The following is a 17,790-nucleotide window of genomic DNA, read 5'->3' as shown; positions in this document are numbered from 1 at the left end:
CCCGCCCGGCGGGCACGGCGGAGCCCCGCACCCCGGACGGGGTGCGGGGCTCCGCTGTGCTCGTGGGGGCCGGTGCTCAGCCGCGCCACCAGTCGTCGAGGATCGTGGCCGGAGTGGTGCGCTTGTGCCGGGTGGTCAGCCACCGCTGCTCGATCTTCTCGGCCACGGCGTCGTCCACCTCCCGGCCCTCGAGGTAGTCGTCGATGTCGTCGTAGCTCAGCCCCAGCTCGGCCTCGTCGGTCTGCCCGGGCGTGCCGTCGAGCAGGTCGGCGGTGGGCGCCTTGGCCCACAGCCGCTCGTCGGCGCCCAGGGTCTTCGCGAGGAGCCGGTTCTGCCGCTTGTCGAGGCCGAACAGCGGCAGCACGTCCGCGCCGCCGTCGCCGTACTTGGTGAAGAACCCGGTCACGGACTCCGCGCCGTGGTCGGTGCCGATCACCAGCAGGTTCCGCTCCCCGGCGAGCGCGTACTGGGCGATCATCCGCACGCGGGCCTTGATGTTGCCCTTGTTGAAGTCGGAGACCTCCCGGCCCGTGGCCTGCCGGAACTCGCCCTCGAAGCCGTCGACGGCGGGGGCCACGTTGTAGGTCACCGTGGTCGCCGGGCGGATGAACTCCAGGGCCGCCTGGGCGTCGTCCTCGTCGTGCTGCACCTTGTAGGGCAGGCGCACGGCCACGAAGTCCGCCGCCACGCCCTCCCCGGCGAGCCGTTCCACGGCCAGCTGGGCGAGCCGCCCGGCCAGCGTGGAGTCGAGGCCACCGCTGATCCCGAGCACGAAGCCGTTCGTGCGGCTGGCCCGGAGGTAGTCGCAGAGGAAGCCGACGCGCGCTTCGATCTCCTCCTGGGGGTCGATCTCGGGCTTCACGCCCATCTCGTCGATGATTGCTGCCTGCAGTTTACGCATGCACCCCATGCTAGTGCGGGGCTCTCGCGGACCCGCAAGGACGCCGCCGGAGGAGCCGCGTAGGATGCGGGCCATGCCCCTGCACCGCTCCAGGACCCCCGGCCGGCCGCGCGAGCGCGCGTCCCGCCGGGCCACCACCGTGGGCGCCGCCACCGGTGTCCTGCTGGCCGGGGTCGTGCTGTCCGGGTGCGGCGCCTCGAGCGCCGCGGAGCGCGTCGACGTCTACGCCGCCTCCTCCCTCACCGGGGCGTTCACGGACCTGGCCACCGCGTTCGAGGAGCAGCACCCGGGCGTGGACGTGGCCCTGAACTTCGCCGGCTCGGCCGACCTCGCCGTCCAGATCGCCGAGGGGGCCCCCGCCGACGTGTTCGTCGCCGCGGACGAGCCGACCATGCAGCGGGTCGTGGCCTCGGGCCGGGCGGTGGGCGAGCCGCTGGCGCTGGCCACCAACCGCCTGACCATCGCCGTGGCCGAGGGCAACCCGCACGGGGTGCGCTCGCTGGCCGATCTCCGGCGGGAGGACCTGGCCACCGTGGTGTGCGCCGAGCAGGTCCCGTGCGGGCGGGCCGCCCGCACGGCCGAGCAGCGCGCCGGGGTCTCCCTGCGGCCCGTGAGCGAGGAGAACTCCGTGACCGACGTCCTGGGCAAGCTCCGCTCCGGGCAGGCCGACGCGGGGCTCGTCTACGTCACCGACGTGGCCGCCCACGAGGACGAGCTGGACGGTGTCCCCCTCCCCGGCGCCGCGGCGAACTCCTACACGGTGGTGGGCGTGGACGGCGGAGTCCAGGAGCGGGCCTCCGAGTTCGTGGCCTTCGCGACCGGACCGGCCGGCCGCGAGCAGCTCGAGCGCCACGGCTTCGGCGTGCCGGACTGACCGGCCCGGCGCACCGGACCCACCCGCCCCACGACCCCGAGACCCGACGACAACGAGACCCGAAGAGCACCGGACCCGACGACGAGCACCGCGAACCAGGAGACCAGCATGAGCGAGCAGCACGGCACCGACCACCGCAACATCCTCGTGGAGACCCGCGGGCGGGTCGGGATCATCACCCTCAACCGGCCGAAGGCGCTCAACGCCCTCGACGAGGCGACCCTGCAGGAGGTCGTGGCCGCCTCCGCCGCGCTGGACGCCGACCCCGGGATCGGGGCGATCCTCCTCACCGGTTCGGAGAAGGCCTTCGCCGCGGGCGCAGACATCAAGGAGATGGCCGGTCGCGGCGCCCCGGAGATGTACCTCGCGGACTGGTTCGCGGGCTGGGAGGCCTTCACCCGGGTCCGCACCCCCGTGGTCGCCGCGGTCTCGGGCTACGCCCTGGGCGGCGGCTGCGAGCTGGCGATGATGTGCGACGTCCTGGTGGCCGCGGACACGGCCCGCTTCGGACAGCCCGAGATCAACCTCGGGGTGATCCCGGGGATGGGCGGCTCCCAGCGCCTGGCCCGCGCCGTGGGCAAGGCCAAGGCCATGGACATGGTCCTCACCGGCCGGACGATCGACGCCGAGGAGGCCGAGCGGGCCGGGCTCGTCTCCCGCGTGGTGCCCGCCGCGGACCTGCTCGAGGAGGCCCTGGGCGTCGCCGGGACCGTCGCGGCGAAGTCCCTGCCCGCGGCCATGGCCGCGAAGGAGGCCGTCAACGCCGCCTTCGAGACCACGCTGGCGCAGGGCGTGCAGTTCGAGCGCCGGCTCTTCCACGCGCTGTTCGCCACCGAGGACCAGAAGGAGGGCATGGCGGCGTTCGCCGACAAGCGCGAGCCGCGGTTCACGCACCGCTGAGCGCCGCCGCCGGCACGGGTCCCGGCGGGCTAACGTGGTCCCATGCCCGAACACGCAGCCGCCGCCTGGCACGTCCGCGAGTCCGCCCTCACCCCCGAGGACGCCGGGGCCCGGGAGTCGATCTTCGCCCTGGCCAACGGCTACGTGGGCGTGCGCGGCACTCTGGACGAGGCCCAGCCGAGCGTCTCCCGCGGCACGTTCATGTCGGGGGTCTACGAGTACCACCCGCTGTCCTACCCCGAGGGCGGCTACGGGCACCCCGACCACGGGCAGGCCGTGATCGGCGTCGCCGACGGGACCACCGTGCGCCTGCAGGTCGACGGCGTCCCGCTCGACGTCCGTGAGACACCGCCGGAGGAGCACGACCGGGTGCTGGACCTGCGCGCGGGCACGGTGCGCCGGCGGACCGAGTGGGTCACCCCCCGCGGCGCCCGGATGCGGCTGACCTCCACGCGGGTGGTCTCGCTGGTCCACCGCTCGGTCTCGGCCGTCCGCTACGAGGTCGAGGCCCTGGACCGGGCGGTCCAGGTGGTGGTGCGCTCCGACCTCGTGGCCAACGGCACGCCGCCCAAGGTGCACAACTCCGACCCGCGGGTGGCCGAGGTCCTCGAGCGGCCCTTCCGGGCCCGGCTCAGCCGCTGCCACGAGACGGGCGGGGTCCTGGTGCACCGGACCCACGGGAGCCGGATCGGGGTGGCCGCCGCCGTGGACCACGCCGTGGAGCTGCCGGAGGACGGCGCGGTCAGCACCCAGTGCGACGACGACCAGGTGGTCACCACCCTCGTGACGGACCTCCGCCCCGGGGAGCGAGCCGGGTTCGTCAAGTACCTCTGCCACGTGATGTCCACGGACGACCCGTCCGTCGACCTGCAGGAACGGGCCCTCGCCGGCCTGGACGGCGCCCGGCGGCGGGGCTGGGACGGCCTGCTCGCCGACCAGCGGAGCGAGCTGGACGAGTTCTGGGAGGGCGCCGACGTGGAGCTCGACAGCGACCCCGAGCTGCAGCTGGCGGTCCGCTTCGACCTGTTCCAGCTCCTGCAGTCGGCCGCCTGCGTCAGCGGCGCCCCGGTCGGGGCGAAGGGCCTCACCGGGGGCGGCTACAGCGGCCACACCTTCTGGGACATCGAGGGCTTCGTGCTGCCGGCGCTGGCCCTGCTCCGCCCGCTCGACGCCGCCCGGCTGCTGCGCTGGCGCTCCTCCACCCTGGACCGGGCGCGCGAGCGCGCCGGGGTCCTCGGCCTGGCCGGCGCCTCCTTCCCGTGGCGCACCATCGACGGGCACGAGGTCTCGGCGTACTGGCCCGCCAGCACCGCGGCCATGCACGTCAACGCCGACATCGCCCGGGCGTTCTGCTGGTACGCCGACGTCACCGGCGAGGACCTCACCACGGTCGGCGGCCTCGACGTCCTCGTGGAGACGGCACGCGTGTGGGCCGCCATGGCGCACGAGGACCACGAGGGCCGCGTCCACCTGTTCGGCATGACCGGGCCCGACGAGTACACGGGCGTCGTCGACGACAACGTCTTCACCAACCTCATGGCCCGGGGCAACCTGCGGGCCGCCGCGGACGCGTGCGAGCGGCACCCCGAGCACGTGGGGCGGCTGCGGGTGACGGCGGAGGAGATGCAGCAGTGGCGGCGGACGGCCGAGGCCGTCCACGTGCCCTACGACGCCGTGCTCGGCGTCCACCCCTCCAACGAGGGGTTCACGACCTACGGCGAGTGGGACTTCGGGTCCCTCCGCAACGCCTATCCGATCGAGAAGAACGCGCACTACGCGAAGGTCTACCGCCGCCAGGTGGTCAAGCAGGCCGACCTCGTGCTGGCGCTGTGGTGGTGCTCCGAGGCGTTCACCGCCGAGCAGACCGCCCGGGACCTGGACTACTACGAGCAGCGCACCGTCCGCGACTCGTCGCTGTCGGCCTCGGTCCAGGCCGTGGTCTGCGCCCGGGTCGGCCACCTCGACCTCGCGCTCTCCTACCTGCGGGAGTCCGCGCTCGTGGACCTGCGGGACCTGCAGGGGGACAGCCAGGGGGGTCTGCACCTGGCCGCCGCCGCCGGGTCGTGGCTGGCCGTGGTCTGCGGGTTCGGCGGGCTGCGCACGGAGGGGCCCGAGCTGCGCCTGGCCCCGCGTCTGCCCGAGGGCCTGCACCGGCTCGCCTTCCGCCTCCGGTGGCACGGGCACCGCATCGGCGTGGAGGTCACCCGGTCGGGCACGGTCGTGCGGCTGCTGGACGACGCCGCCGGCGAGGTGCCCGTGCGCGTCGACGACGAGCTGCTGACGGTGACGGCGGAGCGCGCGGCGAGCGCCCCGCTGCGCACGCCCCGTCCCCCGACGCCCACGCCGCGCCAGCCCCCGGGCCGGGAGCCGGAGGCCTGACGGTCCGGCGTCCTCCCCGCACCGGCTACCCTGGCCGTGTGGGTGAGACGTGGAGCGGGCCGGAGCCCGGCTGGACCGAGCCCCCGCCGGAGGTCCTGAGCGGGTGGGACCCGGCCGACCCCGGGACGACCGCTCCCCACGCGCCCGGAACCGCTGACTCCGCCGCCCTACGCACGACGGCGCGCGCCGTCCGCACGACGTCGGCCGCACCGCTCGAGGTGCTCACCCGCGTCTGGGGCTACGACGCCTTCCGGGGCCGGCAGGCCGAGATCGTCGAGGCCGTCACCCGCGGCGAGGACGCGCTCGTGCTCATGCCCACCGGCGGCGGCAAGAGCCTGTGCTACCAGATCCCCGCGCTCGTCCGGGAGGGCACCGGCGTCGTCGTCAGCCCGCTCATCGCGCTCATGCACGACCAGGTCGACGCCCTCGAGCAGGTCGGTGTGCGCGCCGCGTACCTCAACTCCACCCAGACGGCCGAGGAGCGCCGCGCCGTCGAGCGCCGTCTCCTGGCCGGCGAGCTCGACCTGCTCTACCTCGCTCCCGAGCGGCTGCCGGCGGCGGCCGATCTGCTCGACCGCGCCCGCATCGCGCTCTTCGCCGTCGACGAGGCGCACTGCGTGGCCCAGTGGGGCCACGACTTCCGCCCCGACTACCTCGGGCTGACGATCCTCCACGACCGCTGGCCCGGGGTCCCGCGCATCGCCCTCACCGCCACCGCGACCGCGGAGACGCGCGAGGAGATCGTCCGCAACCTCCGCCTGGACGACGCCCGCGTCTTCGTCTCCAGCTTCGACCGGCCCAACATCCAGTACCGGGTCGGGCCGAAGAAGGAGGCCCGCCGGCAGCTGCTGCAGCTCATCCGGACCGAGCACGACGGCGAGGCCGGCATCGTCTACTGCCTCAGCCGCGCCTCGGTCGAGCGCACGGCGGAGTGGCTGGCCGGCCAGGGCGTGACCGCACTGCCGTACCACGCCGGCCTGTCCGCCGAGCTGCGCTCGCAGCACCAGACCCGCTTCCTGCGCGAGGACGGCGTCGTCATGGTCGCGACCATCGCCTTCGGCATGGGGATCGACAAGCCCGACGTGCGCTTCGTCGCCCACCTCGACCTGCCCAAGAGCGTCGAGGGCTACTACCAGGAGACCGGCCGCGCCGGGCGCGACGGGCTGCCGTCGACGGCGTGGCTGGCCTACGGGCTGCAGGACGTCGTCCAGCAGCGGCGGATGATCGAGGACGGCGAGGGGGACCGGCAGCGCAAGCGCGCCCAGTCGCTCCACCTCGACGCGATGCTCGCGCTGTGCGAGACGGTGCAGTGCCGCCGCCAGCAGCTGCTGCGCTACTTCGGCGAGGAGAGCGGGCCGTGCGGCAACTGCGACACCTGCCTGAACCCGCCCGAGGCCTTCGACGGCACGGTCCCGGCGCAGAAGCTCATGTCCACGATCGTGCGGCTGCAGCGGGAGCGGGGCCAGCAGTTCGGCGCCGGTCACCTGGTGGACATCCTGCTCGGCCGGGAGACCGAGCGGGTGGTGCGGATGCGCCACACCGAGCTCACCACCTTCGGCATCGGCACCGAGCTGGGCGACCAGGAGTGGCGCGGGGTGGTGCGCCAGCTGCTCGCCCAGGGCCTGCTCCAGGTGCAGGGCGAGTACGGCGTCCTGGCGATCACCGACGCGGCCGGGGAGGTGCTGCGCGGGCAGAAGGAGGTGCGCCTGCGCCGCGAGCCCGAGCGGGGAAAGACGGTCCGGAAGCCGAGGACCGGTGCTGCGGCACCGGTCCTCGACGAGCCCCAGCGGGAGCTCTTCCAGCAGCTGCGGACCTGGCGCGCGAGCGCGGCGAAGGAGCAGGGCGTGCCGGCGTACGTCGTCTTCACCGACGCGACCCTCGCCGCGATCGCGCAGGCCCGGCCGAGCTCGCCGGGCGAGCTGCGCGGCATCTCCGGCGTCGGCGACGCCAAGCTGGAGCGCTACGGCCAGGCCGTCCTCCAGGCCGTCGCCGGAGGCTGAGCCCCGCCCCCGCCCGACGGCACCGGCAGCCGGAAGGGATCCGCAGCCGCGTCCTGTACGGCCTATGGATGGCCGCAGATGCGGATAAAGTGGGGCCATGACCGAGCTCAGGATCGCCGACGCCGCCCGTTTCCTCGGCGTCAGCGACGACACCGTCCGGCGCTGGATCGACCAGGGCACGCTGGGCGGCGCCCGGAGCGCGAGCGGCCAGACCGTGGTGGACGGACTGGAGCTGGCCCGCCTGCTCAAGGAGCGCTCCGTCCGCCCCGAGGACCCCGCGCGCGTCGCCAGCTCGGCGCGCAACCGGTTCGTGGGGCTGGTCACCGAGGTCGTCTCGGACACCGTGATGTCCCAGGTGGAGCTGCAGTGCGGCCCGCACCGGGTGGTCTCGCTCATGAGCACCGAGGCCGTCCGGGACCTGGGCCTGGAGCCCGGGCGCGTGGCCACGGCCGTCGTCAAGTCGACCGACGTCGTCGTCGAGACCCCGGGGACGTGAGGCAGCGGTGCAGGCCAGGGGCTCCACCTCTCGCACGGACGCCCTGACCGCGCTCGCCGAGCCGGCCGGGGCGCCGTGATCCGGCGCCGTCCCCGCGGCTTCACCGCCGTCCCCGGCTGGGTGTGGGTCCCGGCGGCCCTGGGCGCCCTGGTGGTGGTCCTGCCGGTCGTCGGGATGCTCGCCCGGGTGGACTGGGCCGGGTTCCTGGGCCTGATCAGCTCGCCCTCGGCGCTGCGGGCCCTCGGGCTGAGCCTGCGCACGGCCTCCGCGAGCACCGCGCTGTGCGTGCTCCTCGGCGTGCCCCTGGCGCTGCTGCTGGCCCGCACCGAGTTCCCCGGCCGGCGCGCGCTGCGCGGCCTCGTGCTGCTCCCGCTGGTCCTGCCGCCCGTCGTCGGCGGACTCGCGCTGCTGTACACGTTCGGGCGCCACGGCCTGATCGGCCGCCACCTGGAGCTGGCCGGGATCAGCATCGCCTTCTCGACCGCCGCCGTGGTCCTCGCCCAGACCTTCGTGTCCCTGCCGTTCCTGGTGGTCAGCCTCGAGGGCGCGCTGCGCACGGCGGGGGAGCGCTACGAGCGGGTCGCCGCGACCCTCGGCGCGGGGCCGGGCACGGTGCTGCGCCGGGTGAGCCTCCCGCTGACCCTGCCGGGACTGGCGTCCGGTGCCGTGCTGGCCTTCGCCCGCAGCCTCGGGGAGTTCGGGGCCACCCTGACCTTCGCCGGCAGCCTCGAGGGCGTCACCCGCACGCTGCCGCTGGAGATCTACCTGCAGCGCGAGACCGACCCCGACGCCGCGATCGCGCTGTCGCTCGTGCTCGTGCTGGTGGCGGTGCTCGTCGTGGGGATCTCGGCGCCCGGGCGCCGCCGCACGCGGACCCCGGGCACCGGCCGCAGCCCGGGGACGGCGGCATGAGCCTGCACGTCACCGCGCGGCTGGGCGCCCGCGGCCTCGACCTCGCCGCGACCGTGGCCGAGGGGCAGACCCTGGCCGTCACCGGGCCCAACGGCGCGGGCAAGTCCTCCCTGCTCGAGATCGTGGCGGGCCTGCTCGTGCCGGACACCGGCCGCGCCGTCCTCGACGGCCGGACCCTCTTCGACCTCGACGCCGCCGGGCGCGGCCCGTGGGTCCCGGCGCACGACCGCGGAGTGGTCCTGCTCGCCCAGGACCCGCTGCTGTTCCCGCACCTGAGCGTGCTCGAGAACGTCGCGTTCGGGCCCCGCTCCCGCGGCACGGACCGGCGCCGGGCGCGCGGGACGGCCGCGCAGTGGCTCGACGCCGTGGACGCCGCCGCCCTCGCCGGCCGCCGCCCCGCCGAGCTGTCCGGCGGGCAGGCGCAGCGCGTCGCCGTGGCCCGGGCGCTCGCCGCCGACCCCCGGGTGCTGCTGCTCGACGAGCCCTTCGCCTCCCTCGACAGCACGGTCGCCCCCGCCCTGCGCGAGCTCCTGCGGCGGGTCCTCGCCGGGCGGATGGCCGTGGTCGTCACGCACGACCCCGCGGACGTCCGGGCCCTCGCCGACGCCGAGGTGCACCTGGAGCGCGGGCGGATCGTCGGCGGGTCCTGACCCGCCGGGGAGACCGGCTCAGCCCGCCCGGATGCCGCCCACGATGAGCAGGCCCAGCTCCCGGTAGGCGCCGGGGCCCTCCACCCCGCCCATGCCCGTGCGCTGCTGGATCCGGTCCATGGCCGAGGAGATCATCTCCGCGATGAACCCGGTGGGCACCGGGCGGAACTCGCCGCGGGCCACGCCCTCCGCCACGAGCTCCGCGAGCTTGGCCGAGGCAATCCGCGTGTTGCGCTCGTAGACCTCCGAGGCCACCGGGGACCCGGCCACGTCCTGCAGGAACCGGGCCGAGGCCGGCCGCAGCTGCTCGGCCATCGCCTCGAGGTACGCGAGCAGCCGGTGCCCCGCCCCGCCGGGGCCGCGCAGGGCCTCCTCGGTGCCCCGGCTGACCTGCTTGAAGAACGCCACGAGCACGGTCCGCACCAGCTCCTCCCGGCTGCCGGCCAGGGCGTAGATCGTGGCCTTCGAGCAGTGCAGCCGCGCCGCCGCGCCGTCCATGGTGAAGTCGCGGAAGCCCTCGCGCAGGAAGATCCCGAGCAGCTCGTCGAAGAGCTGCTGCTGACGGGGCGTGCGGGGCGGGGTCCCGCGCGCCGCGACTGGCCGAGTGAGGTGTGTCACAGTACGATCGTACCTACAACCGTACTGTTCGACCGGTCCCGGCGGGCCACCTCTCCGCCCGGACCGACGAGAGGACATCCCATGACTCCGGTCCTGCGCGGGGAATCCCCGTCCGTGGAGCACGTCGCCGGCATCCCCTTCCCGGACGCCGACCTCTTCTCCTTCGCCGCCCTCCTGCCGTCCGCCGAGCGCGCCCGGCTGGCCCGGCTCCACGACTACCTGCAGGCGGAGATCCGCCCCGCCGTCGTCGGGCCGTGGAACCGGGAGGAGTTCCCCGCCCACCTGCTCCCGGGGCTGGCCGCCCACGGCCTGGGCGAGCTGGAGCTCTCCGGCGCGAGCCGGCTGTACCGGGGGCTGGCCTACACCGAGGTCGCCCGGGCGGACGTGTCCCTGAGCGCCCTGGTCGGCATCCACAACGAGCTCATCCTCGGGCTGATCGACGCGCTGGGCTCGGCCGAGCAGAAGGCCCGGTGGCTGCCGGAGCTGCGCTGCTTCCGGGCCCTCGGGGCCTTCGCCCTCACCGAGCCCGAGCACGGCTCCGACATCGCCGGGGGACTGGCCACCACGGCCGTCCGGGACGGGGGCGAGTGGGTGCTCACCGGGACCAAGCGCTGGATCGGGGCCGGCACGATCGCCGACGTCGCGATCGTCTGGGCCCGCGACGCCGCCGACGGGCAGGTCAAGGGCTTCCTCGTGGAGACCGACCGCCCGGGGTGGTCCGCCACGAAGATCGAGCACAAGATCGGGCTGCGGATCATGCAGAACGCCGACATCGTCCTGGACGAGGTCCGCGTCCCCGCCGCCAACGCGCTGCCCGGTGCGGGCAGCTTCGCGTCCGCCAACGAGATGCTGCGCAACTCCCGCGCCTGGGTCGGCTGGCAGGGCGCCGGCGTCCAGCTCGCGATCTTCGACGTCGCCCGCGCCTACGCGCTGGAGCGCCGGCAGTTCGGCCGGCCCCTGGCCGCGTTCCAGCTCGTGCAGGAGCCGCTGGCCCGGATCCTCGGCAACGCCACCGCCTCCCTGGGCCTGATGGCCCAGCTCGCCCGGCTGCAGGAGGACGGCACCTTCGACATGCCGCACGCGGCCCTGGCCAAGGCCACCACCACGTCCCTCGCCCGGCAGTCCGCGGCCCTGGGCCGGAGCCTGCTCGGCGGCAACGGCGTGGTCACCGACCACGAGATGGCCAAGCTCTTCAACGACGTCGAGATCCTCTACACCTACGAGGGCACCTACGAGATCAACGCCCTCATCGTGGGCCGCGCCGTCACCGGCGTCTCCGCCTTCGTCTGAACCGCCCCCGGACCGAGCCACCCCGGCCCGCGCCACCCCCGAAAGGACACCGCATGGACGTCACCGACACCTCCGCCCTCGTCACCGGCGCCGCCTCCGGGCTCGGCGCCGCCACCGCCGCGATGCTCGCCGCGCGCGGCGTGCGCGTCGTCGCCGTGGACCTCCCGTCCGCGATCGAGCAGGCGCCCGCCGTCGAGGGCCTCCGCTACGTGCCCGCCGACGTCACCGACCGCGACGCCGTGGGCGAGGCCGTGGCCGCCGCCGCCGACGCCGGGCCGCTGCGCACCGTGGTCAACTGCGCCGGCATCGGCCCGTCCGCCCGCGTGCTGGGCAGGCGGGGGGTGCACGACCTCGACCTGTTCGAGACCGTCCTGCGCGTCAACCTCCTCGGCACCTTCACGGTCCTCGCGCTCGCCGCGGAGCGGATCGCCGCCACCGGACCCGTCGACGACGACGGGCAGCGCGGGCTGATCGTCAACACCGCCTCCGTCGCGGCGTTCGAGGGCCAGATCGGGCAGGCCGCCTACGCGGCCTCGAAGGGCGGGGTGCACAGCCTGGGCATCACCGCGGCCCGGGACCTCGCGAGCTCCGGCATCCGCGTGAACACCATCGCGCCCGGCGTGATCGAGACGCCCATGCTCGCGTCCGTCGGCGAGGAGTTCCGGGCCGGGCTCGCCGCCGGGGTGCCCTTCCCGCGCCGGCTCGGGCGCCCGGAGGAGTTCGCGCAGCTCGTGGCGTCCTTCCTGGACAACGACTACCTCAACGGCACCACGGTCCGCATGGACGGGGCCCTCCGGATGGCCCCGCGCTGAGCGGTCCCGGCGGCCCATAGACTGGGGTCCATGACCACCGACTTCTCGCCCGTCGACCTCGCCACCGCCCGTGAACGCCTCCGCCGGCAGATCGTCGACCTCGCCGTGGTGCGCGGCAAGGTCACGCTGGCCAGCGGCATCGAGGCCGACTACTACGTGGACCTGCGCCGCGTGACCCTGCACCACGAGGCCTCCCGCTACGTGGGCCAGGTGATGCTCGCGATGCTGGACGAGGCCGGGATCGACTTCGAGGCCGTGGGCGGGCTGACCATGGGCGCCGACCCGGTGGGCCACTCCATCATGCGCGCCGCGGGCGACGAGGGCCGGGCCGTGGACGCGTTCGTGGTCCGCAAGGGCCAGAAGAGCTACGGCATGGGCCGCCAGGTGGAGGGCCCTCCCGTGGAGGGCCGCGACGTCGTCGTCGTCGAGGACACCTCCACGACCGGGGGCTCCGCGCTCACCGCGGTGGAGGCCCTGCAGCGGGCGGGGGCCAACGTGGTGGCCGTCGCCATCATCGTGGACCGGCGGACCGGCGCCAAGGAGCGGATCCAGGAGACGGCGGGCGTGCCCTGCCTCTACGCCTTCACGAAGGACGAGCTCGGACTTGACTGACCCCGCCGGCGAGGCCGCCGGGCCCGCGGTGGGCGTCGGCCCGTGGGAGGGCCCCTGGCCCGAGGGCGAGCAGTGGGACCCGGAGCTGCTGGCGCACGGGGACCGGCGCAACGTCGTGGACGGCTACCGGTACTGGACCATGGAGGCGATCGTCGCCGACCTCGACACCCGCCGGCACGGCTTCCACGTGGCCGTCGAGAACTGGCAGCACGACCTCAACATCGGGTCCGTGGTGCGCACCGCCAACGCCTTCCTCGCCCGGGAGGTGCACATCGTGGGGCGGCGGCGCTGGAACCGGCGCGGCGCCATGGTGACCGACCGCTACCAGCACGTGCGCCACCACGCGAGCGTCGAGGAGTTCACCGCCTGGGCGGAGGCCGAGGGGCTGCCGGTCATCGGGATCGACAACTTCCCGGACTCCCGGCAGCTCGAGACCTACGACCTGCCGGAGCGCTGCGTGCTGGTGTTCGGGCAGGAGGGGCCCGGACTGAGCCCCGAGATGCACGCGGCGGCCGGGGCGACCCTGTCGATCGCCCAGTTCGGGTCCACGCGCTCGATCAACGCCTCCGCCGCGGCCGCCGTGGCGATGCACGCCTGGGTCCGGCGCCACGTGTTCGGCCAGCCGGCCGGCTGACCTCGCGACCCGCGGCGCCCGTCCGTCGTCCAACGGCCTCTCGTTGGCTAGAGTGGGAGCCAGGCCGCACCCGAACCGAAGGAGCCAGCATGCCCATCGCAACCCCTGACGTCTACGCCGAGATGATCGACAAGGCCAAGGAGAAGGGCTTCGCCTACCCGGCCATCAACGTCACCTCCTCCCAGACCCTCAACGCCGCCATCCGCGGCTTCGCCGAGGCGGGCTCGGACGGCATCATCCAGGCCTCCACCGGCGGTGCCGCCTACTGGTCCGGGGCCTCCGTCAAGGACATGGTCACCGGGTCGCTCGCGATGGCCGCGTTCGCCCGCGAGGTCGCGAAGAACTACGACGTCAACATCGCGCTGCACACCGACCACTGCCCGCAGGACAAGCTCGAGGGCTTCGTGCTGCCGCTGCTCGAGGAGTCGGAGAGGGCCGTGGCCCGCGGCGAGGACCCGATCTTCCAGTCCCACATGTGGGACGGCTCCGCGATCGAGCTCGACGAGAACCTCAAGATCGCCCAGGAGCTCCTGGCCCGCACCCACAAGGCCAAGATCATCCTCGAGGTCGAGATCGGCGCCGTCGGCGGCGAGGAGGACGGCGTGGAGAACGAGATCAACGAGGACCTGTACTCCACGGTCGCGGACGGGCTCAAGACCGTCGAGGCCCTCGGCGCCGGGGAGAACGGCCGCTACATCACGGCCCTGACCTTCGGCAACGTGCACGGCGTGTACAAGCCCGGAGGGGTCAAGCTGCGCCCGGAGCTGCTGCAGCAGATCCAGCAGGAGGTCGGCGCCAAGATCGGCAAGGACCGTCCCTTCGACCTCGTCTTCCACGGCGGCTCCGGCTCCTCCGCGCAGGAGATCGCCGACGCCGTCTCCTACGGCGTGGTCAAGATGAACGTGGACACCGACACCCAGTACGCGTTCACCCGCCCCGTCGCCGGGCACATGCTCGCGAACTACGACGGCGTCCTGAAGATCGACGGCGAGGTCGGCAACAAGAAGAAGTACGACCCGCGCGTGTGGGGCGCCCTGGCCGAGGAGTCCATGGCCGCCCGCGTGGTCGAGGCGTGCCAGAACCTCGGCTCCGCCGGGACCTCCGTCAAGTAGCCGCAGCACCCTCCTCCGCGGTCGCGGAGACCGACGGCGGCGCCCCTGCCCGAGCGGGGCGCCGCCGTCGCCCGTCCCGGCCCGCCCCGCACGACCCCGCAGTTCCGCGCACCGAAAGGACCCCGTCCCCATGAGTCTCGCCGGCAAGAACCTGCTCGACGGCCCCGACCCCACCCACCTCTCGGAGGACCCCGGGCTCGTCGAGCGCATCGCGGCGGGCGACGAGGCGGAGGACCTCGCCGCGCGCTTCCCGAAGGCCTCCCTCGCGTGGGCCATGTGCGCCGAGGACGCCCTCGCCGAGGGCCGCACCCTCGAGGCGTACGCCTTCGCCCGGGTGGGCTACCACCGCGGCCTGGACGCCCTGCGCGGGCACGGCTGGAAGGGGCACGGGCCCATCCCGTTCTCCCACGAGCCCAACCGGGGCTTCCTCCGCGCGCTGTCCGCCCTCGGCCGCGCCGCGGCGGCGATCGGCGAGTTCGACGAGGCCGAGCGCATCCAGAAGTTCCTCAACGACTCCGACCCCACCGCCGCGGAGCAGCTGCAGCGCTGACCCGCCCACGGCACCGGCCCGGGACCCTTCGGGGGCCCGGGCCGGTGCCGTGGGCGGGCAGGACGTGCCGTCCCGCGTGGGCTTGACCCGGTGGCCGGCAGCCCGCAATCTGATTGTCGACAACGGCGGTGCCCGCCGGAGCCGCCCGTCCGCGGCGCCCGGTCAGGACGCGGAGGAACGGGCGACGGCCGCGCCGTCGGCTCGGTACCCCGATCGGCCCGGGCCGGCCACCGCCCGGTCCGACGCCCCGGTCAGGACCTCCCGTCAGGACTCCCGTCCCGGGACGGGCAGGAGAAGGAGAGCAGCATGGTGAGCCGGCCGGCCCTTCCCCCGGTCGCCCAGGAGTCGACCCCCGCGCTCATCGCCCGGGTCCTGCGCGAGGCCATCGCGGACGGCCGCTTCCCGCCGGGGAGCCAGCTCGTGGAGCAGGAGCTGGCCAGGGAGCTCGGGGTGAGCCGCGGACCGCTGCGGGAGGCCATGCAGCGACTGACCCAGGAGGGCCTGCTCGTCGGCCGCCGCAACCGCGGCCTGTTCGTGATGGAGCTGACCGAGGACGCGGTCCGGGACATGTACCTGGCCCGGGAGGCCGTCGAGTGCGCCGCCGTGCGCCGGATCGGGGCCACGGGTGCCGGGCCCCGGGCGGCCGAGGCCCTGGCCGTGCCCCTGGCCCGCATGCGGGCCGCGGCCCCGGACCCGAACGGCCGGGAGATCTCCGAGGCGGACCTGCACTTCCACGAGCTGCTCGTGGAGCTCTCCGGCAGCCCCCGGCTGCTCAACATGCACGGGACGCTGCTCACCCAGATCCGGATGTCCCTCACCGGGATGCAGGGGACCTACGGGTCCGCCGACGCCCGCATCCGGGAGCACGTGGAGATCGTCGAGGCGCTCGGCGCGCAGGACGCGGACCGGGCCGAGACCCTGCTGCGCGCCCACATGCAGGACGGCCTCGAGCGGCTCCTCGACCGCTGAGCGGCCCCTGCCCGCCCGGCGCCGTCGGCTCAGGCCGGGCCGGCGCCGTTGCCGCGCCGTGGACCGCGGCCGGGGCGGCGCGGGCGCCAGGACGGCCGGGGCCGGTCCCGCCTCGGCAGGCGCACGTTCCACTCGCCCGCCCCGGGCAGGCGCCACCCCCGGCGCCGGGCCACGACGGTCACCGTGGCGGCCGTGAGGATCGCGGCGGCCATGCCCCAGTTGGGCAGGCCCAGGCCGTGCAGGACGGCCATCTCGGCGCTGCCGATCACCGCGCCGGTGGCGTAGAGGGTGTTGCCGCCGAAGATCATGGGCACCCGCCCCACGGCGATGTCGCGGATCATCCCGCCGCCCACGGCGGTGATCACCCCGATCAGCACGGCGGGCAGCCAGGTCAGGCCGACGTCGAGGGCCTTGGCGGTGCCCGTGGCGGCCCAGCAGCCCATGGCGAGGGCGTCGGCGACGATCAGCACGCGGTTCGTCCACCGGCCCTGCAGCTGCAGGAAGAACGCGATCGCCGCCCCGGCGATCGCCGTGCCGAGGTACGCGGGGTTGGTCAGGGCCACGGGGAAGCCCACCTGCAGCAGCGTGTCCCGCAGCAGGCCCCCGCCCAGCCCGGAGGCGATCGCCAGGATCACGAAGCCCACCGGGTCCAGCCTCAGCTGCCGTGCCACCGCTCCGCCCAGCACGCCGTTGGTCAGCACGCCCAGCAGGTCGACGGCGTCGAACGCCACGCTCGGGTCCAGACTCCCCACGACCACCTCATCTCCGGCGCACCGACGCCCGAGGGTAGCACCCGGACCGCGGCCGCCCTACGGCGGGCGCTCAGAGGAAGGGCCGCAGCGGCACCAGGACGGTCTCGGCGAACCAGGCCGCGGGGTGGCGCTCGTCCCACTGGTCGGCCGTGAGCTCCCGGCAGTTCTCGCTGTCGGCGGCGAAGATCCGCTCCATGTCCGCGGCGAAGTCCTCGTCGTGGATCTCCAGGTTCGTCTCGTAGTTGAAGCCCAGGCTCAGCCGGTCGATGTTGGCGGTGCCCACGATCGACCACTGCCCGTCGATGGTGGCGGTCTTGGCGTGGATCATGGCGTGCCGGTAGAGCAGCACGGTGATGTCCTCGGCCAGCAGCGTGGAGTAGAAGCCCCGGGAGAGCCAGTCGGCGAGCACGTGGTTGGAGTTCTCGGGCAGGATCACCCGCACGTCCACCCCGCGCCGGGAGGCCTCGACCAGGGCGTCGAGGATCTGCTGGTCGGGGATGAAGTAGGCGGTGGTCAGATAGATGTGGTCCGTGGCGCGGTGGATCGCGTCGAGGTAGACGCTGCGGATCGGGTAGACCAGGCTGGCCGGGATGTTGTTGATCGCCCGGACCCGGGAGTCCCACGCGCCCGGGTTCACGTGCGGCAGCTTCGGCCGCCGGGCCGAGGGGTGGTTCCACACGGCGGCGAAGGAGTGGCCGAGCTCGAAGGCGGCGGGGCCGGTGAGCCGCACGTGGGTGTCGCGCCACTGGGTGGCGTAGAGCGAGCCGATGTTGTAGCCGCCCACGAACCCGACCTCGTCGTCGACGACCAGCAGCTTGCGGTGGGTCAGCCCGGTGGCCTGCAGCGGGGTGAGCAGCAGGCGGGGGCGCAGGACGGGGAAGCGGTAGACGCGCACGTCGGGGTGGAAGCGGTAGAAGGAGTGCGGGACCACCAGGTTGCCGAAGCCGTCGTACATCACGTGCACCTGGACGCCGCGCTCGGCGGCGTCGTTGACGGCCTCCAGGAACTGCCGGCCGACCTCGTCGTCCTTCCAGATGAAGGTCTCCAGCAGGACCTGGCGCCGCGCCCCGCGGATCGCGGCGAGCATGTCCCGGTAGAGGTCCTCCCCGTAGGTGTAGGCCGTGGTCCCGGTGTCCGCGACGGCGCCCTCGAAGCTGCCGGGACGGGGGAAGCCGGAGCGCCGGGACCGGCTGCGGCGCTGGATCGCGTCGGTGGCCACCAGCGTGGCCACCACCACCGCCTGGACGGCCACCAGGCCCACGAGGGAGCGGACGGCGAGGGAGCGGAGCATGCGGGGGCCTGCGGCACGGGGGGACGTCATCTGCAGAT

18 protein-coding genes are annotated in these 17,790 nt (G+C 74.4%); 14 read left to right on the top strand and 4 right to left on the bottom strand.

Annotated features, from left to right (window positions below):
* Positions 1-76: 76 nt before the first annotated feature.
* Positions 77-901, bottom strand: coding sequence for an NAD(+) synthase (gene nadE, locus RE027_RS08885; RefSeq protein ID WP_368807891.1), 825 nt, complete (start codon positions 899-901; stop codon positions 77-79).
* A gap of 73 nt (positions 902-974) precedes the next feature.
* On the opposite strand from nadE, the gene modA reads away from it, so the two are divergent.
* From modA to RE027_RS08850, 7 genes are all read left to right on the top strand, one after another.
* Entirely contained in the window at positions 975-1,775 is an 801-nt protein-coding gene (gene modA / locus RE027_RS08880; RefSeq protein ID WP_368807890.1) for a molybdate ABC transporter substrate-binding protein, read from the top strand.
* 108 nt (positions 1,776-1,883) lie between these two features.
* On the top strand, positions 1,884-2,675 hold the full coding sequence (locus tag RE027_RS08875; RefSeq protein ID WP_368807889.1) for an enoyl-CoA hydratase: 792 nt from the start codon (positions 1,884-1,886) through the stop codon (positions 2,673-2,675).
* Positions 2,676-2,717: 42 nt separating this feature from the next.
* Entirely contained in the window at positions 2,718-5,054 is a 2,337-nt protein-coding gene (locus RE027_RS08870; RefSeq protein ID WP_368807888.1) for a glycoside hydrolase family 65 protein, read from the top strand.
* Positions 5,055-5,092: 38 nt separating this feature from the next.
* The gene (gene recQ, locus RE027_RS08865; protein WP_438612427.1) at positions 5,093-7,054 is read left to right on the top strand and encodes a DNA helicase RecQ; all 1,962 of its coding nucleotides are present in this window, start codon (positions 5,093-5,095) and stop codon (positions 7,052-7,054) included.
* Positions 7,055-7,151: 97 nt separating this feature from the next.
* Positions 7,152-7,550 carry a TOBE domain-containing protein gene (locus tag RE027_RS08860; protein WP_368807887.1) on the top strand — a complete coding sequence of 133 codons (399 nt, stop codon included), beginning with the start codon at positions 7,152-7,154 and terminating at the stop codon, positions 7,548-7,550.
* 75 nt (positions 7,551-7,625) lie between these two features.
* Positions 7,626-8,462 carry an ABC transporter permease gene (locus RE027_RS08855; RefSeq protein ID WP_368807886.1) on the top strand — a complete coding sequence of 279 codons (837 nt, stop codon included), beginning with the start codon at positions 7,626-7,628 and terminating at the stop codon, positions 8,460-8,462.
* The gene (locus RE027_RS08850; protein WP_368807885.1) at positions 8,459-9,112 is read left to right on the top strand and encodes an ATP-binding cassette domain-containing protein; all 654 of its coding nucleotides are present in this window, start codon (positions 8,459-8,461) and stop codon (positions 9,110-9,112) included. Before RE027_RS08855 ends, RE027_RS08850 begins: the two co-directional genes overlap by 4 nt.
* Positions 9,113-9,130: 18 nt before the next feature.
* On the opposite strand, the gene RE027_RS08845 is transcribed toward RE027_RS08850, so the two are convergent.
* Positions 9,131-9,730 carry a TetR/AcrR family transcriptional regulator gene (locus RE027_RS08845; protein WP_368807884.1) on the bottom strand — a complete coding sequence of 200 codons (600 nt, stop codon included), beginning with the start codon at positions 9,728-9,730 and terminating at the stop codon, positions 9,131-9,133.
* A gap of 81 nt (positions 9,731-9,811) precedes the next feature.
* Between RE027_RS08845 and RE027_RS08840 the strand changes: the two genes are divergently transcribed.
* The 7 genes from RE027_RS08840 to RE027_RS08810 all read left to right on the top strand — a co-directional run bounded on the left by RE027_RS08840 (position 9,812) and on the right by RE027_RS08810 (position 15,709).
* Positions 9,812-11,020 carry an acyl-CoA dehydrogenase family protein gene (locus tag RE027_RS08840; RefSeq protein WP_368807883.1) on the top strand — a complete coding sequence of 403 codons (1,209 nt, stop codon included), beginning with the start codon at positions 9,812-9,814 and terminating at the stop codon, positions 11,018-11,020.
* A 53-nt stretch (positions 11,021-11,073) separates the two neighbouring features.
* Positions 11,074-11,832, top strand: coding sequence for an SDR family NAD(P)-dependent oxidoreductase (locus tag RE027_RS08835; RefSeq protein WP_368807882.1), 759 nt, complete (start codon positions 11,074-11,076; stop codon positions 11,830-11,832).
* A gap of 30 nt (positions 11,833-11,862) precedes the next feature.
* Entirely contained in the window at positions 11,863-12,444 is a 582-nt protein-coding gene (gene pyrE / locus RE027_RS08830; RefSeq protein ID WP_368807881.1) for an orotate phosphoribosyltransferase, read from the top strand.
* Complete coding sequence (locus RE027_RS08825; RefSeq protein WP_368807880.1) at positions 12,437-13,078, top strand: TrmH family RNA methyltransferase; 642 nt, start codon at positions 12,437-12,439, stop codon at positions 13,076-13,078. The genes pyrE and RE027_RS08825 overlap by 8 nt, the downstream gene beginning before the upstream one ends.
* Before the next feature lie 89 nt (positions 13,079-13,167).
* Positions 13,168-14,190: a class II fructose-bisphosphate aldolase gene (gene fbaA, locus RE027_RS08820; protein ID WP_368807879.1), complete on the top strand. Its 1,023-nt coding sequence runs from the start codon at positions 13,168-13,170 to the stop codon at positions 14,188-14,190.
* A gap of 130 nt (positions 14,191-14,320) precedes the next feature.
* Entirely contained in the window at positions 14,321-14,740 is a 420-nt protein-coding gene (locus RE027_RS08815; RefSeq protein WP_368807878.1) for a DUF3151 domain-containing protein, read from the top strand.
* A gap of 306 nt (positions 14,741-15,046) precedes the next feature.
* Positions 15,047-15,709, top strand: coding sequence for a GntR family transcriptional regulator (locus RE027_RS08810; RefSeq protein ID WP_368807877.1), 663 nt, complete (start codon positions 15,047-15,049; stop codon positions 15,707-15,709).
* A 29-nt stretch (positions 15,710-15,738) separates the two neighbouring features.
* Here RE027_RS08810 and RE027_RS08805 read toward each other — a convergent pair whose 3' ends face one another.
* Positions 15,739-16,461 (bottom strand): trimeric intracellular cation channel family protein, encoded by a 723-nt coding sequence (locus tag RE027_RS08805; RefSeq protein ID WP_368807876.1) that lies wholly within the window; start codon positions 16,459-16,461, stop codon positions 15,739-15,741.
* 70 nt (positions 16,462-16,531) lie between these two features.
* Positions 16,532-17,782, bottom strand: a complete 1,251-nt coding sequence (locus RE027_RS08800; protein ID WP_368807875.1) for a phospholipase D-like domain-containing protein — start codon at positions 17,780-17,782, stop codon at positions 16,532-16,534.
* Positions 17,783-17,790 lie beyond the last annotated feature (8 nt).

The sequence above is a fragment of the Kocuria sabuli genome, from assembly GCF_040981185.1.
GTDB lineage: Bacteria > Actinomycetota > Actinomycetes > Actinomycetales > Micrococcaceae > Kocuria > Kocuria sabuli.
Note: the sequence above shows the minus strand (reverse complement) of the source record. Positions and strands in the feature narration are given on the sequence as shown.